Source organism: Rhizobium ruizarguesonis, from assembly GCF_017357285.1.
GTDB lineage: Bacteria > Pseudomonadota > Alphaproteobacteria > Rhizobiales > Rhizobiaceae > Rhizobium > Rhizobium ruizarguesonis.
Genome location: NZ_CP071680.1, coordinates 92831 through 112700, shown reverse-complemented (window position 1 = coordinate 112700; position 19870 = coordinate 92831). Strand labels below are relative to the sequence as shown.

Sequence of the window (19870 nt, the reverse complement as noted above, 5' to 3'; positions counted from 1 at the left end):
GCGTTGGCGGGCATCACCAGGGATGCCCACCTCCTCGACTCAATGCTCGATTTATGAGCTTTCAGTTCGCCGCGAACGGAATGCCTTCCAGCTTTTCCGGGAATTCCGGAACTGGAACCTTCATCCACTTGTCGTAGACGGTCTTGAGTTCGCCGTTGGCCTTGATCTTGTCGATAAAGGTGTTGATCGCCGCATTGATTTCCTTTTCGCCGAGGCGCGTGCAAGCACCGTTATAGAGCTTCTGGAATTCAAGCTTGTTTTCGAATTCGCCCGGACGAGCCTTCTCCACCCGGTCCATGTAGAAGATGTTGCCCCCGAGGGTCTCGACCTGGCCGGACACCAGGGCCTGGACGCTCGCGGCGTCTCCGTCATAGCGCCGGATGGTCGTGCTCGGCGGTGCGTTCTTGGTGACCTGCGTGTCCTGGGCTGCACCCTTGGCGACGCCGACTGTGAACTTGGCCATGTCGGCATTGGTCTTGATCTCTGCAGATTTCGGACCAATCAGAACGATGGCGTTGGCAACATAGGGCTTGCTGAACTGCACGGCCTTTGCGCGATCCGGCAGCATCGCCATCGTGGCAAACAGAACGTCGACACGGCCGGCCGTCAGTGCGGGAATGCGATTGTTGACTTCAAGCGGCACGAACTCGACGGAAACACCCAGTTCCTTGGCAAACAGCGTCGCGATATCGGCATCGAGGCCGTCCTGCTTGCCGCCGCTGGTCACAAAGCCCCAGGGCGGATTGTCACCCTGAATCCCGACGATGATCTTGCCGCGAGCCTTGATTTCATCAGGCGTGATGGCGGCGGCCGGTTGCGCCAGGGTGACGGCAGCCACCAGGGCCGCGGCTCCGAGCATCGCGTTTCGGCGCGTTAGCAAAGACTTAAACATGTAACTCCTCCTCCTTTGGCGGTCACTCGACCGGACAGCCACCTCACCTTTTGACTGTGTGAGGAATGATTGCCAGAGAAGGACTCTCAAATCAACAGAGTTTTTCAAAATCATATGAGAATTTATCATAAGACACGCTATTTGAATTCCTCACGACATTTGCCATAATAGTAGCGAGCGATTTTCTGGAACGCATTGTCGTGTTCGGCGCTCGTTTAATCCCGCACGGATATCGGAAGGGCTTTGACATGAGGACCTCGATTGCGACTGTCACGATCAGCGGCGAACTGCCGGAGAAGCTCGAGGCGATCGCCCGGGCGGGCTTCGACGGCGTCGAGATCTTCGAAAATGACTTCCTCGCCTTCGACGGCAGCCCGGCCGATGTCGGAAAACTCGTCCGCGACCATGGCCTGGAGATCACCCTGTTTCAGCCATTTCGTGATTTCGAAGGCATGCCGGAGCCGCTGCGGAGCCGCACATTTGACCGCGCGGAACGGAAGTTCGACGTCATGCAGCAGCTTGGAACGGATCTGGTGCTCGTCTGCTCGAACGTCTCGCCGGCCGCCATCGGCGGCATCGACCGGGCAGCAGAGGACTTTCATGAACTCGGCGAGCGTGCCGCCAGGCGTGGACTGAGGGTGGGCTACGAGGCGCTTGCCTGGGGTCGCCATATCAGCGACCACCGCGACGCCTGGGAGATCGTCCGTCGCGCCGATCATCCAAATGTCGGCCTTATCCTCGACAGCTTCCACACCTTGTCGCGCAAGATCGACGTCAATTCCATCCGCTCGATTCCCAAAGAGAAGATCTTCATCGTCCAGCTTGCCGATGCTCCGCTGATCGACATGGACCTGCTCTATTGGAGCCGCCACTTCCGAAATATGCCGGGTGAAGGCGACCTACCCGTCACGGCCTTCACCGAAGCCGTCGCTGCGACAGGTTATGACGGGTATTTCTCCCTGGAGATCTTCAACGACCAGTTTCGAGGTGGTTTGTCGCGGGCGATTGCCGCCGACGGCCACCGCTCGCTGATCTATCTTGGCGATCAGGTGCGCCGCCATCTCGGCATCGGCAGCATGACCGGGGCGGCGATGCCGGAAAGGCCTTCCGTCAAGGGCGTCGGCTTCGTCGAGTTTGCCACCGACGAGGAAGACGAAGTCGAGCTGGTTGCCTTGCTGCGCACCCTGGGATTCAAAAAGACGGCGGTCCACCGCTCGAAAAAGGTCTCCCTCTTCGAGCAGGGCGAGATCCGGATCCTCGTCAATGTCGATCAGGCAGGATTTGCCAATGCCGCCTACGCCGTTCACGGTACTTTTGCATATGCCATGGCCCTGATCGTCGACGATGCCGTCAAGGCCTATGAGCGGGCGCTCGCCTTGGATGCAGAGCCTTTCACCCAGCCTGTCGCAGACGGTGAGCTCGAGCTGCCTGCCATTCGGAGTGTTGGGGGCGGGATCATCTATCTCATCGACGACAAGAGCGCATTGGGTCGTTTCTCCGAAATCGACTTTCAGCCGGTCACGGACGACAGCGACGCGCCGTCGGCAGGCCTTTTGCGCATTGATCACGTCGCCCAGACGGTCGGCTACGATGAAATGCTCACCTGGCTTTTGTTCTACACATCCATTTTCGAGACGCGGAAGACCCCGATGGTCGATATCATCGATCCGGCCGGGGTGGTCCGCAGCCAAGTCGTCGAGAACGACACCGGGGCGCTGCGCATTACCATGAACGGCGCCGAGAACCGCCGTACGCTGGCGGGACATTTCATGGCCGAGAAATTCGGGGCCGGCATCCAGCACCTGGCGTTCTTGACCGACGACATCTTTGCGACCGCCGAGAGCCTTCGTGTGTGCGGTTTCAGATCGCTGCACATTTCGCCGAACTACTACGATGACGTCGAAGCACGGTTCGGCCTCGATCCTGCACTGACCGAGCGGCTGAAGGCGGAAAACATCCTCTATGACCGGGACGAGCATGGCGAATATTTCCAGCTCTATAGCGGAACATATGGAGAGGGTTTCTTTTTCGAGATCGTCGAGCGCCGCGGCTATCGCGGCTACGGCGCGCCGAACGCTATTTTCCGGATCGCCGCATTGAAGAAACAGATGCGTCCGGAAGGAATTCCGACAGACGCCTCCTGAGGCCCTGGTTTAGAGCGGTTCAGCTTTTCATGGAGCGCAGAGCCACTCTAAGCTTTTGTTTTTACGCATTCCGGACGGAAAACCACTTCGCACTTTCCTGGAAATGCTCTAGCGAATCCGGCCGCTCTTGAGCACATGCTCCACGCCGCTTTGAACGTGCCGTTTGACGACGTCGGTCGCACCCGCGACGTCGCGCTGAATGGAAAGTTCAAACAAAAGCCGGTGGTCATCGACGACTGGCTTGCCGCGAAAACTCTCGGCCAGCATATGGTAACGAAGAAAGCGATCGAAGACCGACGACAATGTCGCCATCAGCGTCGCTGAATTGCAGGCCGAGACGATCGCCTGATGGAACTCCCAGTCGTATCGGACCCAGTCGACTGTCCGCGAAACGTCGCCGGCAAGCAGCTTGCGTTCGGCGGCAGCCAGTCGGTGATGGGCGGCGACGATGCGCCCCTCCCATTCAAGATTTCCCGCGGCGAAGGCAAGGCCGATCGCATGCGTTTCAAGAACGATCCTGAGGTCGGCGAGCTCGAGAAGTTCTCGGCGCGACGCAGGGCTGACTTCAAAACCACGCTGCCCCTCGGCGACAACGAGGTTTTCCGTGGTCAGGCGGCTTAGAATCTCACGCAGCGAGGAAATGCCGATGGAGTAACGCTCCTTTGCCTGCTCCAGCTTGATTTTGGCCCCCGGCGGCAATCTCCCGGATATGATATCCTCGCGGATCTGCCGGAAGACGACATCGCTTACTGTTTCAGCCGGGTCGTGGACTTGCTTGAGCATGGCTTTTCCTGGTTTTGCCGAAATGTCATCTGTGTTGGTGGACCTAAAGCGCGAAGAGAAACCTCCGGATCATCTCTATTTCAGCGTCCCTCTTGCCAGCGCATGTTCGACCCCGCCCTGGATATGCAGCACAAGCACGCGCTTGGCCGTCTCCGCGTCACGTCGCAATGCCGCATCCAAAAGCTGCTGATGTTCATTGGCCGCGACATCGCCTCGATAGGATAAGGCGACCATCTGATATCTGAGATATCTGTCGAAGATCACCGAGTGCGTCTCCATCAGCAGTTTCGACCCGCAGGCGGATATCAGCGCTTGGTGAAACTCCCAGTCGTAACGCTTCCAGTCCTCCGCCCTGCTGGTGTCGCCCGATGCCATCACCTGTTCCATCCGTGCCAATTTGTAATGCGCCGAGACCAGGGGAGCCTCCCACTCCACGTCGCCATGCACGAACGACTGTTCCAGCGCATGTGTTTCCAGGAGAAGCCTGAGTGCCGCTGTCTCCTTGAGGTCTGAAACGGACACCGGAGACACTTCGAAACCTTTTTGTCCCTCGGCAACGACAAGCCCCTCGGAGGACAGCCGATTCAGCACTTCTCGAAGCGTACTGATGCTGGTCTCGTAGGACTCCTTCAAGCTTTCCAACTTCAACTTTTGTCCTGGCGCCAGCCGACCAAAAATGATGTCGGCCCGAATGCGCCTGTAGCTGCTCTCGGCAATGGTCTCGTTTATAACCGGCTGCAACATGGGCGAGTCTCTTATATTTTCTGTTTCGTCGGATATATCTCTTTCTGGCCTTCTCAATCAAGGAAGCATTCGCAGAATGGGAATTAGAATTTTCTCATATGATGCTGGTTTTTCCGGAGAACGTGGAGCCGACCGGGTCGAGCAGGGCCTGACCACAATACAGGTGCCCCATGCCTGTTGGACCAAGCCCTTTGGCCCGGCTTGCGTACTGCTCAAAAAACTGGATTTTTCGGCTCAACAGGGCAGCAATTGTTTTTTCAATCGCGCGCAACCATCTAATAGGCATGACATACGGGAAAATATCCCCGCCCTCAGCAGCCCGTTTACCGAAAACGAAGCATACTGGGTTGCTTTCCGAAGCGAAAGCCGATTGCTTAGGAAAATCTACTTCTTCTTCCGCTAGCGGTTAGGAGAATGAAAGGGGGCACAGGCAAACCCGTGGAATTCTACTGCTTCGCATCGGGATGAACAATGACTACGATGGCGACGTGGGAAGGCCGGTTTGAAGAACGATGACGACAGATTTGTTTCAGGTAAAATTTTGGGGCGTCCGCGGCAGTATTCCCGTGTCGGGCCCCGAGTTCGATCGCTACGGCGGTAACACTTCCTGCATCGAAATTCGCTGCGGAGAACATCGGATGATCTTCGACGCAGGCTCCGGCCTGCGTGAGGCTGGGCTCTCGCTGCTCGCCGACAGTGTCAGCGACGTCGACCTGTTCTTCAGCCACTGCCATTACGACCACATCATCGGCCTGCCCTTCTTCAAGGCGATCTATTACCCCTCGATCAACGTCAACATCTGGTCCGGCCATCTCGATGGCAAGATGAGCACGCGGGAAATGGTCGAGCAGTTCATCAGCCCGCCTTGGTTTCCCGTCAAGACCGACATCTGCCAGGCGACGATGAACTTCCGCGATTTCCACGCCGGCCAGGTGCTGACGCCCCATGCGGGCATCGAGATCAAGACCTTCATGCTGAACCATCCGGGCGGCGCCATCGGCTACCGCATCGAATGGCAGGGCCGTTCGGTCGCTCTCGTCTATGACATCGAGCATATTCCAGGCAGCTACGATCCGGTTTCGCTGGAGATGATGCGGGATGCCGATCTCGTCGTTTACGACTGCACCTACAACGAAGACGAAATGCAGCGTTTCAAGGGCTTCGGCCATTCGACTTGGCAGCACGGCACCGAGCTTGCGAAGATGGCGGGCACCAAGCGCTTTGCGCTCTTCCACCATGCCCCCTCCCGCACGGACGAACAGCTGGCCCAGATGGAAATGCAAGCGCAGGCAGCCTTCCCCGAGTCCTTTGCCGCCCGCGACAATCAGATCGTGGTGATTGAGTAGGTCCGCTAGGGGCCTCCCGTTATCTTGTCCAGTCCGAAGCTCTTCGACGACGTCGAACCGAGCATACTTGCGACGTCACAGCGGAACAGATGCCGGGCCTGACCGTTTTCCCGGCAGCGCAAATCAACGAACAGGCATCCGTTATGACCGTGCTTTCCGGAAAGTGTCTCTGCGGGCAGGTGCACATTTCTGTCCGGGGCGAACCCTTACGCGTTGGAATCTGTCATTGCACCGACTGCAGGCAAGAAAGCGGTTCGGCCTTTACCTTCTACGGGATCTGGCCCGCCGGCCAATTCGAACATTCAGGGCAAACCGGCGAGTTCCAGGGTCGGCATTTCTGCACCGGCTGTGGTTCGCGGCTGTTTTCCGCCGATGACGAAGAGGCGGAAATCAAGCTTGGCATCCTATCCGAGGCCCCAACGCCGCTTGTGCCGCGCTACGAACTCTGGATCAAACGCCGCGAACCGTGGCTGCGGCCGGTGGAGGGCGCCGAGCAGCATGAGGAGGACCGAAAGTGAGCGGCAGCGCCGCAGGCTCGAGGTCCACTCTCGTCCGACATCGCTGGATGACGGTTGCAGGCGTCGAGACTTTCTACCGCGAGGCCGGCCGAGAAGATGCTCCGGTCTTGTTGCTGCCGCACGGATATCCCTGCTCATCCTATGAATTTCGCAATCTCATGCCGCGCCTTGCCGAGCATTGGCGCCTGATTGCGCCGGATTTCCCCGGTGCGGGCTACAGCGGCACGCCTGATGATTTCGACTACAGCTTCGATGGATACGCTGCCTGGCTGGAGGCCTTCGTCAGCGCGATGAATGTCGACCGGTTTGTCCTCTACCTCCACGACTTCGGATCGCCTATCGGTGCGCGGTTGGCGATCAGAGACCCCCGGCGGATCGTGGCGCTGATCATCCAGAATGGCGATATCCCCTATGAAGATGCCCTCGGGCCGAAATATGCGGATATCGAGGCGACGTGGACGCTTCCGAAATCGGAGATGAGAATGGTGCTGGCGAAGGCGGTCAGCGAGGAGGCCTTCAAAGAGGAATTCCTCAACGATCTGCCGCCCTCTCTGGCCGACACCATCCCGCCGGATCTCTGGAAGCTGCATTGGTCGCTGATCACGCCGCGGCGCAAGGAAATCGCCATAGACCTGATCGCAGGACTGAAGGAGAACCGGGCGTGGTTCTCGGAACACCGCAAATACCTTCGGGAATACCAGCCTCCGACCTTGATCGTCTGGGGGCCGAACGACCACTACATGCCGGAAAAATCGGCTCAGGCCTATCTGCGCGATCTGCCCGATGCCGAACTGCATCTGCTCGGCGGCGGCCACTGGCTGCTCGAGACGCATCTCGATGACGTCGTCGCACTCATGCGAGACTTCCTCGGACGCGTTCACGCCGCCTGATCGGCAATGTCTAAGGTCCTAAAGCGCGTCGCGATCTTTCAGATTCGCTCCTCGCGCTTTAGGTCTTGCTTTTGCGCATGTCGTTATCGCAAAACCGCGGCGCACTTTTACGCGACATGCTCTAGCAGTTCCGACGCCGATGACCAGCGGACGGCCGGATGCCCGCCCGTCACTGCAAACAAGGCCGACAGGAAGTCCCATGCGGCCGCGTCATGCACCAGATGGTGGGTGAGGACACCGATAGGCTCGTCGCTGCCGGCAAACCGGTCGCGAAGCTCGGCCACCAGTTCGGCCACCAATTCCGCCTCGCCCCGTCCGCCGCGCGTGCCATGCCAGTCGATGATATCCACATGGGTGTTGAGAAGCGGCACCGGGCTGCCATGCTTTGCCCGGCCGTAGACCGAAAGGGCTGCAAATCCAAGCGCCGGCAGCGCCGGAATGAGGGCAGCGTCGATCCGGTTCCACGGCGGCACCAGCACCGGCAGGAAGCGGGCCGGATGCAGCCGTTCCAGCAGCCGGAACCCCTCACCCAACTCGCCGAGCACGACCTCCGTCGGCCGCTCGCCGCCGAGTTCCTGTTTCTTCGCCTTAAGCCCCGCATGGTTCTTATGCGACCAACCATGCACGGCGACAGCGACGTCTGCTTCCTCCCCCAGCCGCACGGCCAACGCCTCGCCGGTCAGGCCGGGAATGACCGCAAGCATCAGCGGAACCTCGTTTTCGCCAGCCAGCGCCATCAGCATCTCCAGCGCCAGGGTCGGCTCGACAGCATCGTCATCCCGCAGCCAGAACCGCGCCACGCGGCCGGCAGCCTGCCAGCGGTCAAGTTCGCGGCGCAGAGGGTCCCAGGCTATCCCGTCGGTCATCACGTCACTCCTGTTGCTGCGCTGTCCCGCAAAATTCCGTTCAATAGCTGCGCCGCCATCAAAAGCGAACGCTCTCCGAGCACGAAGCGCCGCGCCGCCTGCCCCATGGCGTCGCGCCTTTGCCTGTCGTCAAGCAGGCCAGCTATGGCCTCGGCATAGGCGGTGACATCGCCATCCGGCGTCAGCAGGCCGGTCACGCCAGCCTCGACCACCGCTGGCACGCCTGCCGTTTCCTGCGCGACGACGGGCAGGCCGGCGGCCTGGGCTTCCAGATAGGCAAGGCCATAGGCCTCGCCGCAGCCGGGCCAGACATAGATGCCGCCATGCCCAAGCAGTTCGGCGATTTCGACGGCATTCCGCTCGCCCAGCCATTCGATGCGGCCGGCAAGGCCGGCAAACAGACCCTGCACCTCCTGGCGCATCGGACCATCGCCGATGACGGCAAGCGTCCAGGGCCGGTCTTCGATCAGCCGCAATGCTTTTGCGAGCATGACATAACTGTCCACCTTGTCGCCGGCCCGCATCATCGCGACCGTCATCAGCCGGCGCGGATCGGGCGCCGACGACACCCTCTCGAACAGCGCCGTGTCGATGAAGGGTTTCAGCCCGGCAAGCCGCGCCTGCGGAAAGGCGGCTGCAAGCCCGGCCTGGTCGCGCTCGGTGAAGCTGACATTGACCGCCGCCTGCATGATCGCCTCGCCCACGCGCTTCTGTGACGCTGCCCAGCCGGTCCGGTCGCGTTTAGCCGCATAGGAGGCTTCGGCGGTGACATAGGGAATGGCAAATTCGGCTGATATCGCCGGCCCGAAGGGATCGGTCGATTTATAATAGGGGTGATAGCAGAACCAGAGTTCCGGCCGCGGCGCGGATTTCCATGTCAGCCGCAGCCGCTCCAGCTCGGCACGGATGGCGGGTTCGAGCGCCGCTGCCGCCTCCGGTGTCGAGGCATGGGTGCGGAATTCGGACGCGATGTCGACCTGATGCCCGCCAAGTTCCAGCGCCCGGATCAATAGCCGCGCCATCAGCCGGTCGCCCGACGGCACCGGATGGTTCGGCGATTTCATCGGCGCGTAGAAAGCCACCCGCATTGGGACACCTCAGGTAAGACATACTGTTTACAATGGGCACTCGTGCCTATGACGAAAATTCCGCTATTGTTCCCTTCATTAAAACTTGCGCATAAGCATATGGAATGTGATCGCGATCGAAGCAATTCCGCCTCTTTCTCAATCTCTATGGGCCTGCGGTTACATCGACAAGAACGGGAATGAATGACGACGGTCTCGGCCACAGGGATTTTTTCGGAGCGTACGATCAGAAGGGCGAGGCTCGGTTCCGGCCTCGTCATTTTCATCTTCGTCCTCTTGCATTTGTCGAACCATGCGATTGGCCTGATTTCCGTCGCAGCCGCCGATAAAGCCGCCCATCTCTTCCTGGCGATCTGGCGCAATCCTCTGGGGACCGCCATCTTCTATTCATCGGTCCTCATCCATATCGCGCTGGTGCTGCGCGCCATCTACATGCGTCGCAGCCTCGTCATGCCGAAGGGGGAAATGGCGCAGATCGTGCTCGGCTTGATGATCCCGCTGCTGCTCCTCGATCATGTCATCGGCACGCGCATCGCCCACGAGTTCTACGGCTACATCGACGACTACGAGACGGTCGTCGGCATGCTCTGGATCCGGAATCCGGCGAACGGTGCGCGGCAGGCGCTCGGTGTCGTCGCCGTCTGGATCCACGGCTGCATCGGCATCCATTTCTGGCTGCGCTACCGCTCCTGGTATCCGGACTTCGCGCCGCTGCTGCTGGCGCTTGCGATCCTCGTACCGGTGCTCTCGCTGCTCGGCTTCGTCGAAATGGGCCGGACGCTCGCCGACCCTTCCTACCAGCAGTCAATGACGGTCAGCGCCTACAAGGAGGGCATCAACACCCGTTACGCGTCGAACCCGGAGGTTCACCGCCAGGTCGCCATGATCCGCGCCGGGCTCTACGGCGCCTTCTCGGCCTCGCTGCTCATCGTCGTCGCTGCCCGCGCCCGGCGCAAGCTGAAGGAGCGGCTCGACCAGGTCGCCGTGAATTATCCGGGCGGCGAGGTGATCCGCGTGCCGCGCGGTTTCTCAGTGCTGGAAGCAAGCCGGCTCGGCGGCCTGCCGCATTATTCCGTCTGCGGCGGCAAGGGCCAGTGCTCCACCTGCCGCGTGCAGATCCTTGGCGATTACGACAGCCTGCCTGCCCCCGACAAGATGGAAGAGACGACGCTGAGGCGCATCAATGCCGGCCCGGATGTCCGGCTCGCCTGCCAGCTTCGCCCGAACCGCGACGTTGCGGTCGCGCCGCTTCTCGTCCCGGCGATCGAGGCAGCCCTTCCTGCCAACAGCCAGGAGACGAGCCCCGGCCGTGAGCGCGAGATCGCCGTGCTCTTCGTCGATATCCGCCATTTCACCACGCTGACGGAAACCCGGCTGCCCTTCGATGTCGTCTTCCTGCTGAACCGCTATTTCGCCATCATCGGCAAGGCGGTGGAGCAGGCGGGCGGACGGCTCGACAAGTTCATCGGTGACGGCGCCATGGCGCTCTTCGGACTCAATACCACGCCGGAGGAAGCCTGCCGCCAGGCGCTCAATGCAGCAGCAGCAATCGTCGCCGAGATCGAGAAACTCGCCGCAGAACTCGCCGACGAACTGGCGCTGCCGCTGCGCATCGCGATCGGCATTCACACCGGCCCCGCCGTCGTCGGCACGATGGGATACGGCCGGGTGCGCAGCATGACGGCGATCGGCGATACCGTGAATGTCGCGAGCCGGTTGGAAAGCGCTGCCAAGGAGTTCGAGGCGGCGATCGTCATCTCCGAGCCGGTGGCGAGCCTTTCGGGTGCCGATCTCGCCGGCATCGAAAGCCGTGAAATCAGTGTGCGCGGCCGGGCGTTGCCCTTGAAAGTCTACGTCATTCCGAGAGAAAAAGCGGCAGAACCGCTCGAAGGAATAACCTGATGCCCGGCAAGCCCTGGCTGACCGCCAAATACTGGAGCCGCCGGCTGCGCAAGGCGCGCAATGCCGCCGCTTCGCGCTTCTTCGACACCCGCTTCGGCCGCCGCCTGCTGATCGAGAATATCGGCCCGCGTGTGGTTTCGATGACGGTCGACGCCGGTGATCACCTGATGACCTTCTCGCCCGCCGACTATATCGGCCGCAAGGTCTTCCGGAAGGGCCATTTCGAGCGCGAGGCCGTCGACCGGCTGGTCGTCATCCTGCGCGAGCGGGGCCTGCTCAGGAGGGACGCAACGCTGCTCGAGATCGGCGGCAATATCGGCACCCAGACCGTCTATTTCGCGCTGAGCGACACCTACGCCCATATCGTCAGTGTTGAGCCCGACCCGCGCAATTTCCCGCTGCTTCAGCTCAACATTCGCCAGAACCGGCTGGAGGAGAAGGTCCGGCTGATCAATTGCGCCGCCGGCGAGAGCGAAGGCGAGATCGACTTTTTTCTCAACCTCAACAATCACGGCAAGAGCAGCGCCATCCGTCAAAGCTCGACAGACCAGAAGATCAGCGTGCCGGTGAAGCCGGTCTCCGAGATTCTTGCCGGACTTTCAATCGACCCGGCCGCAATCGGCCTCGTCTGGATGGATATCGAGGGCTACGAGCCGGTCGCCTGCCGCTCAATGCAGCCGCTGCTTGCCCGCCGCGTGCCGCTCTACATGGAGTTCACGCCACTCTTCTACGGGCGTGAGGGAACGAAAGCCTTCATATCCATGCTCTCAGGCTTCTACGAGGATTGCCTCGTGCTGTTCGAGGACCGCGAAGAGGAAATGAAGGTCCGCGACCTGCCGGGCGAGTTCGATCAGTACAACGTGCTGTTCCTGCCCTAAACTGGGTCGCGATCTTTCAGATTCGCTTGCCGCGCTTTAGGTCGTGCGGTTGAGGACGACCTCGAAGTACGGCTTCGTCCCCTTGCGCCCGGTCGGGGCATGGCGGAATATGACCACCAGGGTGAAGGAACGGGTGGGGAATGGAGGCGGATCGGATAAGGGGCCTTGATGGCATCAGGGCTATTGCCATCCTTGGTGTGTTCTATACGCATTTCGTCGACGGAGATTCCTTGCTCGGCGACCTGGCGGTACGAACGTTCTTCATTTTGAGTGCCTTCCTGATTACCGCCAAACTGGTCGCGTTGCGCGACGCCGAAGGGTTCAGTTTTGCGGCGTTGCGATCTTTCTACACGCGAAGGGCGCTCAGGCTCCTGCCGACATATTACGCCATGGTCCTGGCCCTCGCCGCGATCGGCCTCGTCACGATCCGGGATGGGCTTTTTTATCATCTCGCCTTTCTGTCAAACGTCTGGTTCGCGATGAACATGAATTGGCACCCATGGGTGCTTGCCCATATCTGGACCCTGTCCGTCGAATGGCAGTTCTATCTCATTTGGCCGCTAGTTGTCCTCAGCTGCGCAAACAGATCGGTGGCGCTGGTCGCCGCGGGCGCCATCGCCATTGCGCTGGCATTCTGGCTCGGATGTTATGTCACCGGCTATTACCCCGACAACATGGTCTTGTGGTCCCCCTTCTCGCTTGATGCATTCGGCGTGGGAGCTTTGGTCTTCTTCCATTCGGGCATGCTGGCACGTCCGGTCCGAACACGCCTCCTTGCGGCAATCCTGCCGGCAGCGCTGTGGGGTGCCCTGCAACTCGTTGAGACGGATGGCCGTCCACGGTTGCTGTTGGTCGTCGATTTCCTTCTACAAATTCTTCCGCTTCTGCCGATGGCAATCCTGATTGCCATAACGGCATCGGGGACAAGCCCGATTATCAATCGCGTACTTGGAGCCCGGCCCTTGGCCTATCTCGGCCGCATCAGCTACGGATGTTATCTCTACCACTTTCCGATGCTTTGGCTGATGATGCATCTTATGTGGCGGCTCTTCGATTACCCGCTGAAGCGGGGGATCATCCAACTGGTCGTTGTTGCGATCCCGACAATCGCCTTTTCCGCCCTAAGCTGGGAATTCTTCGAACGGCCGATCCAGAAATGGGGGGCCGGCCGCCAAAAGGCGCCGCAGGCCAAGATCACCGTATGAGCTAGACTAGCCAGTCGCTTGGCTGCAGCAATGATCGTCTCCAACCAAATTGGGTGGAGGGCTCCTCCATGGAGATAGCGCAAGGGATCCTTCGAGATGCCAGCATATGTGCTTAGACGGATCTGTCTGCGGGGTCTGTATGGAATAGACCTTGTCGCTCAGGGTCATACACCAGCCAACCATGGCGAATGCGAGAAATGCCAGGCGCGGCATGTGCGTCATGGTTGCGGGGTGACGCAGTTAAACGTTTCGCTGCGGGTGAAATCGCGTCTCGCGCAAGCTGTTTTTGGTGCCAGCTCCCGATCATCATTAATGGCGGTGATTTACCACCTTCCAGCCCAACGCACTCTTCCACCTCAAACAAATTTCTTCGCACTTGTCTGCGCATGCTCATGATACTTATTTTCACGAAGCGTGCCGAAAAGCTTCAAGCTTTCCAGATGCTCGCGCTGGGCCCGATAGAACTCGTTGAGGAAGTGCAGCTCCCGGCCGGGCTTCACAGTGTCTTCAAACCGGATCCTTCGGGTAATGGTTCGAACGATCTGTTCGATCTCCTTATAGTTGGACCTCTTTGTGGAGTCGCGAAGCACGTCCTCCAGCGTCTGCAGCTCATATTTGCCGTAGACATCGAGATGTTCCGGCAGGAATTCGTACTCCGCCTGCGTCGATGCGGCGGCAGGAGCAGAAAGCACGAGATCGGAGAGCAGCACGGAGCGCGGAGTGTCGACCACCAGGGTGCCGGCGATGATGTCGCCAAGCCTTTGCCGGCGTCGGTTGGTGAAGGGGACGATGACCACCGCTAAAAGCCAGAGGCTCGTCAGACCGTTTTCCCAGGCCGACTGCGTGCCGACCGAAGCCAAAAGGCCCATGGGAGCGAAAATCTCCACCTGTTTCATCAGGTTGCGTGCGGTCACCTGGTGCGGCGTGAGCCGCCGTCCGTCCATGTTGATGACGCGGATGCCCGTGATTCTTTTCCCGAGCGTGCGTCCGTTCCAGATGAGCTCCGAGAGGATGTAATAGGGGATCTGCACCAGAAAACCGAGCAGCACCATGAGCATCGCCTCGGCGGTCATGGGCAGCACGCCTGTGAAGAGGATGGCCACAGCGCAGACGAACATGATGATCGAGGTGAAGACGATGTCGAGGAATTGCGCGCCGAAACGGGTTCCAATCGAGGCAATGGCGAAGGTGATCGGGACGCCTTCCGGCGGGATGAACTGCTCGATGCGCTTGCCGTCCGTGACTGCCTGGCTCATCGCATGGCCTCACGCGAAACCTTGCTTTCGCGACCTCCAAGCAGCAGCCAGCCTACCCAGAAGAGGCCTATCCCCCAGCCGATAGCGATGCGCCAGAACGGATCCTGAATCAGCTGACGCAGGAACCCTTCGATGAAGGCTGCCACGATGAGCATCAGCGCCGCCAGGATGGCGAGCTTGACGGCATCATGCGCCTGGTGGCGCAAGGCTTCCTTTCGGGTTCTGGTACCGGGAAGGAGAACGGCAAGTCCGAGCCTTGCCCCACCCGCGCAGGCAATGGCGATGGCCGCAAGCTCGGTCACGCCGTGGATCGAGAGCCAGGCGAAGACGTCGTAGCCGAGCCCTCTGCGATAAAACATCGCGAAGAACGCGCCGAGGATCAGACCATTGTAAAAGGTCAGGATGAAGCTCGGCACCGACACGAACACACCAAGGGTGAAGATCAGGATGACGATGGTGGTGTTGTGGGAAAAGAGAAAGGCGGAAAATGCGGCCAGCCGGTCGCTGTCATGCCCTTCATCGCCATAGATGGTCGAGCGCAGGTAATCGGTCGAGGCATCAGGCGTGCGCTGATCGGCCATCTCGGGCGGCACCAAGGTATAGAACCAGCTCGGGTCGTTGGTGCAGAGCCTGTATCCGGCTAGCGCGCCCAAAATGAGCGCCAGGAAGCCGATGAACAAAGGCAGGGCCGAGCGCCGCACGGCCTGGGGAATGCCGTGCAACAGCAGGCGCGACATCAGGCCACCCAGGCTTTCCTGCGGAGCGTAGACGACGAGATAGGCCCGGGCGCAGAGGCTCTCCAGATAGGCGATCAGGGCGCGATCGAGAGAAATATCGCGCGCCACGCTCAACGAGTTCATCGCCTGCCTGTATCCGGTGGCGAGATTGCGGACTTCATCATAGCCGAGTGTGGCTGCGCCCCCTTTCTCGGCACGCGTCACGAGTTCGTCCAGTTGACGCCAGTGTGCCTCGCGCTCCAGCCGGAAGCGGGCCGAACGAAGCGTATCGTTCTGGACGGCGCCGACATTGACTGTCGCACCCCTATCCATCCTGCCGTCGATACCGATATCCATCATATCATCTCACGGGATTTGATTTCGATGTAGCGCGCAATGAGATCCGAAGTCAGTGCCTCCGGCGTGCTGTCGAGGCAAAGCACCCCGAGACGCGCCAGCTTTTCCATGACGGCGCGCCTTTCGTGAAGGATCTGGCGCGCCGCAACCGAGCGGGCGACGGCATCGAGCGTCGTTTCCTCAGGCTCGATGAGCTTGGCCAGCATCGGATCGCGCAAGGCGACATAGACGACGAAGTGATGCCGGGCGAGCACCTGCATGTTCTCGATCATCAGCTCCGCCGTGATGGTGTCGACGAAATCGGAGAATATCACAATCAGCGACCGTCGCTTCAGGCGTCCCGACAGGTGGGTCAGTCCCAAAGTATGGTTGGTCTCCTGGGTTTCGTAGCGCAGCCCGGCGCACACCGTCTGCAGCCGCGGAAAGGCCGCTCGTCCGGGCAAGGCCGGCACGAACAGACGCGGGCGGCTGTCGAAGCTGTAAAAACCGACGAGATCGCCGGCAAGGCCTGCGCCCCAGCACATGGCGAGCGCCGCATTGATGGCGCGATCGAGCTTCGTGAAGCCGGCAAGCTGCTCGGCCATCAGCCGTCCGGAATCGACGCAGAGGATGATCTGGTGGTTTCGTTCGGCCCTCATCTCGCGCACGACGAGACTGCGCATGCGCGCCGAGCGCTTCCAATCGATGCTGCGCGGATCCATGCCGCTTACAAATTCACGCAGCTGGTGGAATTCCGATCCCTCGCCGCGCAACCGCAAATCCTTCTGGCCGGCCTCCAGCGGCAGGATCTGGGTCTTGATCGCTCCCGATAGCACCGGCGATATGTCGGGCTGGACAGCGATCTCTTTCCCAACGGGCATCTTCGCGATGATCTCGAGCAGCTTCAATCGCGATGGCCACTTCAGCCATAGCGCGTTGACCGCGTATCGTCCCCGCCGGGTCAGGTGAAGGTCCAGAGAGGCCTTGACCTCTCCTTCTCCGGCACCCGATGCAGGGTTGAGCCATCTAATTTCGTCGACGATAAGCTCGGGAGCGAGATCGAGCCGGATTTCGATTTTCCGGGACAGCGCGCCCTTCTGCGGCCGGATACCGACCGTCAACGCGGCGGTGTGGCCGACAAAGCCCTGCGGCGGCAGATCGAAATCGACCGTCATCCTGCCTGCCAGGTTGGAGATGACCAGATCGGCGATGGTCAGGGCTGCAAGCGCAAGCCACATGAGGAGCAAGAAGTAGCTCATGTCGCGCCACCACACGCTGGTGAAGACCGTCACCGCGGCTGATATCAGAACGAGCGCGATTAGAGTGGAGGATGGCCGCATTTAACGGGGCGCATCCACGCGGTTCATGATATTGCGCAGCACCTCATCCGGCGTGCGCCCATCAATTTCCGCGGAGGGAGAAAGCACGATGCGATGGCACAAGGCAGGCACCAGCAACGCCTGGACATCGTCCGGCAAGCCGTAATCCCTTCCCTCGAAAGCCGCGCGCACGCGCACTGCCGATGCTACGGCGTCGGCCGCGCGGGTGGATGCGCCATAGAGAATGTCGGGATCGGAGCGCGTGGCGCGCACCAGGTCGACGATGTAGGTCAGGATCGTGTTATCCAGACGGATCGCATCGATCAGCGCCCGCCCCTCGGCAAGTGCGGCACTTGTGACAAGCGGACGGATGCCGGCATTGCGCAGGTCTGATTTCAGTGCCTGCGTCGCGTGTTTGGAGAGGATGGCAATTTCCGTATCGCGGCTGGGAAAATCGACGACAAGCTTGAACAGGAAGCGATCGAGCTGTGCTTCGGGCAAAGGATAGGTGCCCTGCTGCTCGATCGGGTTTTGCGTGGCAAGCACGAAGAAGTCCGGCCCCAGGGAATAATCGGTTCCATCAAGCGTGACCATTCGCTCGTTCATCGCCTGCAGCAAAGCCGATTGCGTCTTCGGGGGGGCGCGATTGATCTCATCGGCCAGCAGAATGTCGGTAAAGACCGGGCCCTTGGTCAGGTGGAACTGATTGGTCTGGAAATTGAAGAGATTGACGCCCAGAACATCGCCGGGCATCAGGTCTGGCGTGAACTGGATGCGACGATATTGCAGCGCCATGGCGGCGGAGACCGACCGGGCAAGCAGGGTTTTGGCCGTGCCGGGCGGACCTTCGACCAGGCAATGCCCGCCGGCAAAGATCGAGATCAGGACGAGATCGATGATCGCATCCTGCCCCTGCACCGCTTTGCCGATTTCGCCACGAACCGCAGCGATAAGATTGCGAAATTCACCTAGATCCAAGGTCAGTGCTCCCCAGCGACTTTCTAAATATTTCGAGATTGCGGTGCAGATCCGCCCGCGTCATCCGATGTCCACGATCGATCAGCGCCTGCGCTGACGAATGCAATGCCTTCGCCGCCGCCTGATCGCGGCGCGCCAGGCGTTGAAACAGCCGCTCTATGCCCGCCTCGTTTCCGGCTCCGGGGCCGAAGACCAGTTGCGCCTTGTCCGCAAGCAGATGGAGCACGAACTGTCCGGTCATCCGGCCATCATTGCCCGAAAGTCGCAGCAGACGCGCCGTCGCGTCGATCGCGGCGGTCTTCGACAGCTCGATGTTTCCGGATGTCTCGTTTAAGGAAGGCCCGAAGCGATAGGCGCCGCGCCAGAAACAAATCGCGGCGACGACAAACAGCACTCCCCAGATGACGGACAGCGGATAAGCGAAAAACCGCTTGAAATCGGAGGCAGAGCGCTCGTAGGTCCGGCCCTCATCCGCCGGTTTCTTGCTATCCAGGGGCAGGCCGGCCGTATCCAGATAGACCGGCCGCTTCTCGCCCGCTCCGCGTAACAGCGTGACGAGCGACACGGCAAAGGAGGCGTTATCGGCCAGAGCCAGTCCGTGATTGTTCAACAGGTCCGGATCCGATAGCAGATAGACGTTGGGGTCGTCCTCGCCATGCAGGAGCAGCGCGCCCGACGGCGTGCCCGCGAGTTCCTCCCAGCCGCTCGGGAGGCTCGACCGTTCGAAGGTTTGTGCCTGATAGAGGGCGATATTGATTGGCTGGCCCGGTTTCAGCTGTGGTTGCGCCACTTCAAAATCGGTGCTGCTGCGGGCGAAGCCAAAATCTGAATAACCGATCTTGTCGAGTTCGCCGCCGATATCGGCGAGATCGGCCAGTCCGGATTTGCCGGCAACACCATCCGTTGAGACGCTACCGCGCCATTTCGGCAAAACGATCAGTGTCGGCAGCGCATAGCGGTTTGACTCCCGGATCGGGCTTTCCGGGCCTGCGTCATCCGCTTCCTCGTTTGCCTGAGGTGCGACAGCCTCGGCTTGGCGTATCGACAGGGGAATGATGCGCAGCGAGATTTCCGAACGCGCCCGAGCGACATGAGGGTCGGATCGTACGACAGGGATACCCTTGGCTTGCAGCCACGTTTCCAACCCCTTGTTGCCAAGCGGCGAGCGGTCGAAGTCGCTGCCGCGCGAAAGCGCAAAGACTGCCAGAGCCGCCAGCGCAAGCAGCAGCCCCAGCAACAGAAGAGGCCCCGAGTTACGCATTGGCCACTCTGCCTGATGACAGCAAGCCGCGCGCCGTCGTCAGAAGGACGCCGAAATGGCTTTCCGCAAGCGTGCGGCCGCCGTAATGAACGAGCTCCACTGCCGTCAGAAAATTTTCAAGCCTATCGCGTTCGGGCATATTGCTCGGTAGACGGGCGAAAACGGCCCGTTCCGTATCCGAGCGGAAAAGCCGTGTTCCCGTCATATCTGCGGCATGAAGTAGGCAATGTCTGAGCAGGAGGACAAGCGCCTGCCTGCGATCCGCCATGGCGGCAATGCGCTGCAGAAAGTCGCTCGGCTTTTCCTCGGCCTCGGCTGCTGACGTGCGCCAGCTTTCCGGCGCCTCCCCCTGCCGCTTGATGTCGCGTGGGGCCGATGAAAGCAAGACGCCACCGTTGCCGAAGCGTATCCACAAGCCGATGACCACGATGAGACCGACAAGCACGATGGCAACCGCCAGAGGACCGTTGACGACCGGCTCCCGCGGGCTCATCAACGGCTTGCGTTGTGGCGACGATTTTGTCGTATTCGATGCCGGTTCGACCTTTGCAGAGGCGTCGCCATAGACGAGCGTGCAGCGCAATCCGTTCTGCTGGCACTGCGCGGCATATTCGGCTCCAACGGCGCTCTTTTGATGATCGCCGCCCCCAACCTGCTGACTGTCGCTGTCCTGCGCCCAAGCAGGCGAAAACTGAGCCGACGTGGCAAGCAACAGAGCCACCAGCAGGCCGAGATTGCGGATGGTCAT

The 19870-nt window shown here is 60.4% G+C and carries 19 protein-coding genes; 8 read left to right on the top strand and 11 right to left on the bottom strand.

Features of this window, described 5'->3' with window-relative positions:
- Positions 1 to 61: 61 nt before the first annotated feature.
- Positions 62 to 892 (bottom strand): transporter substrate-binding domain-containing protein, encoded by an 831-nt coding sequence (locus J3P73_RS28460; protein ID WP_024321646.1) that lies wholly within the window; start codon positions 890 to 892, stop codon positions 62 to 64.
- A 248-nt stretch (positions 893 to 1140) separates the two neighbouring features.
- Here J3P73_RS28460 and J3P73_RS28455 point away from each other — a divergent pair, with 248 nt between their 5' ends.
- A complete protein-coding gene (locus J3P73_RS28455) occupies positions 1141 to 3036 on the top strand; it encodes a bifunctional sugar phosphate isomerase/epimerase/4-hydroxyphenylpyruvate dioxygenase family protein (RefSeq protein ID WP_130774209.1) in 1896 nt (631 codons plus the stop codon).
- A 108-nt stretch (positions 3037 to 3144) separates the two neighbouring features.
- On the opposite strand, the gene J3P73_RS28450 is transcribed toward J3P73_RS28455, so the two are convergent.
- Both J3P73_RS28450 and J3P73_RS28445 read right to left on the bottom strand, forming a co-directional pair.
- Positions 3145 to 3819: a GntR family transcriptional regulator gene (locus J3P73_RS28450; protein WP_130706945.1), complete on the bottom strand. Its 675-nt coding sequence runs from the start codon at positions 3817 to 3819 to the stop codon at positions 3145 to 3147.
- A gap of 75 nt (positions 3820 to 3894) precedes the next feature.
- The gene (locus J3P73_RS28445; protein WP_018494407.1) at positions 3895 to 4563 is read right to left on the bottom strand and encodes a GntR family transcriptional regulator; all 669 of its coding nucleotides are present in this window, start codon (positions 4561 to 4563) and stop codon (positions 3895 to 3897) included.
- A gap of 76 nt (positions 4564 to 4639) precedes the next feature.
- On the opposite strand from J3P73_RS28445, the gene J3P73_RS28440 reads away from it, so the two are divergent.
- The 4 genes from J3P73_RS28440 (at position 4640) to J3P73_RS28425 (ending at position 7317) form a co-directional block, all read left to right on the top strand.
- Positions 4640 to 4966 carry a hypothetical protein gene (locus J3P73_RS28440; RefSeq protein ID WP_130774208.1) on the top strand — a complete coding sequence of 109 codons (327 nt, stop codon included), beginning with the start codon at positions 4640 to 4642 and terminating at the stop codon, positions 4964 to 4966.
- 109 nt (positions 4967 to 5075) lie between these two features.
- Positions 5076 to 5909: an MBL fold metallo-hydrolase gene (locus J3P73_RS28435; protein WP_018071502.1), complete on the top strand. Its 834-nt coding sequence runs from the start codon at positions 5076 to 5078 to the stop codon at positions 5907 to 5909.
- A 143-nt stretch (positions 5910 to 6052) separates the two neighbouring features.
- The gene (locus J3P73_RS28430; RefSeq protein WP_075224694.1) at positions 6053 to 6427 is read left to right on the top strand and encodes a GFA family protein; all 375 of its coding nucleotides are present in this window, start codon (positions 6053 to 6055) and stop codon (positions 6425 to 6427) included.
- A gap of 47 nt (positions 6428 to 6474) precedes the next feature.
- The gene (locus J3P73_RS28425) at positions 6475 to 7317 is read left to right on the top strand and encodes an alpha/beta fold hydrolase (RefSeq protein WP_130774240.1); all 843 of its coding nucleotides are present in this window, start codon (positions 6475 to 6477) and stop codon (positions 7315 to 7317) included.
- A 107-nt stretch (positions 7318 to 7424) separates the two neighbouring features.
- Here the strand turns inward: J3P73_RS28425 and J3P73_RS28420 are convergent, their stop codons facing one another.
- Together J3P73_RS28420 and J3P73_RS28415 are read right to left on the bottom strand one after the other, a co-directional pair.
- Entirely contained in the window at positions 7425 to 8183 is a 759-nt protein-coding gene (locus tag J3P73_RS28420; RefSeq protein WP_130774207.1) for a polysaccharide deacetylase family protein, read from the bottom strand.
- Positions 8183 to 9271 carry a glycosyltransferase family 4 protein gene (locus tag J3P73_RS28415; protein WP_130774206.1) on the bottom strand — a complete coding sequence of 363 codons (1089 nt, stop codon included), beginning with the start codon at positions 9269 to 9271 and terminating at the stop codon, positions 8183 to 8185. Before J3P73_RS28415 ends, J3P73_RS28420 begins: the two co-directional genes overlap by 1 nt.
- Positions 9272 to 9454: 183 nt before the next feature.
- Between J3P73_RS28415 and J3P73_RS28410 the strand changes: the two genes are divergently transcribed.
- From J3P73_RS28410 to J3P73_RS28400, 3 genes are all read left to right on the top strand, one after another.
- Positions 9455 to 11173 (top strand): adenylate/guanylate cyclase domain-containing protein, encoded by a 1719-nt coding sequence (locus J3P73_RS28410; protein ID WP_130774205.1) that lies wholly within the window; start codon positions 9455 to 9457, stop codon positions 11171 to 11173.
- Entirely contained in the window at positions 11173 to 12051 is an 879-nt protein-coding gene (locus J3P73_RS28405; RefSeq protein WP_130774204.1) for an FkbM family methyltransferase, read from the top strand. The genes J3P73_RS28410 and J3P73_RS28405 overlap by 1 nt, the downstream gene beginning before the upstream one ends.
- Before the next feature lie 140 nt (positions 12052 to 12191).
- Complete coding sequence (locus J3P73_RS28400) at positions 12192 to 13256, top strand: acyltransferase family protein (RefSeq protein ID WP_130699006.1); 1065 nt, start codon at positions 12192 to 12194, stop codon at positions 13254 to 13256.
- Positions 13257 to 13612: 356 nt separating this feature from the next.
- On the opposite strand, the gene J3P73_RS28395 is transcribed toward J3P73_RS28400, so the two are convergent.
- The 6 genes from J3P73_RS28395 to J3P73_RS28370 are packed head-to-tail and all read right to left on the bottom strand — an operon-like array spanning position 13613 to position 19870.
- On the bottom strand, positions 13613 to 14512 hold the full coding sequence (locus tag J3P73_RS28395; protein WP_130774203.1) for an RDD family protein: 900 nt from the start codon (positions 14510 to 14512) through the stop codon (positions 13613 to 13615).
- Positions 14509 to 15585 carry a stage II sporulation protein M gene (locus J3P73_RS28390; protein WP_018071510.1) on the bottom strand — a complete coding sequence of 359 codons (1077 nt, stop codon included), beginning with the start codon at positions 15583 to 15585 and terminating at the stop codon, positions 14509 to 14511. The genes J3P73_RS28395 and J3P73_RS28390 overlap by 4 nt, the downstream gene beginning before the upstream one ends.
- Complete coding sequence (locus tag J3P73_RS28385) at positions 15585 to 16904, bottom strand: DUF58 domain-containing protein (protein WP_130699004.1); 1320 nt, start codon at positions 16902 to 16904, stop codon at positions 15585 to 15587. The genes J3P73_RS28390 and J3P73_RS28385 overlap by 1 nt, the downstream gene beginning before the upstream one ends.
- Positions 16905 to 17861: an AAA family ATPase gene (locus J3P73_RS28380; protein ID WP_130774202.1), complete on the bottom strand. Its 957-nt coding sequence runs from the start codon at positions 17859 to 17861 to the stop codon at positions 16905 to 16907.
- Complete coding sequence (locus tag J3P73_RS28375; RefSeq protein ID WP_130774201.1) at positions 17848 to 19122, bottom strand: DUF4350 domain-containing protein; 1275 nt, start codon at positions 19120 to 19122, stop codon at positions 17848 to 17850. Before J3P73_RS28375 ends, J3P73_RS28380 begins: the two co-directional genes overlap by 14 nt.
- Complete coding sequence (locus tag J3P73_RS28370) at positions 19115 to 19870, bottom strand: hypothetical protein (protein ID WP_075224651.1); 756 nt, start codon at positions 19868 to 19870, stop codon at positions 19115 to 19117. Before J3P73_RS28370 ends, J3P73_RS28375 begins: the two co-directional genes overlap by 8 nt.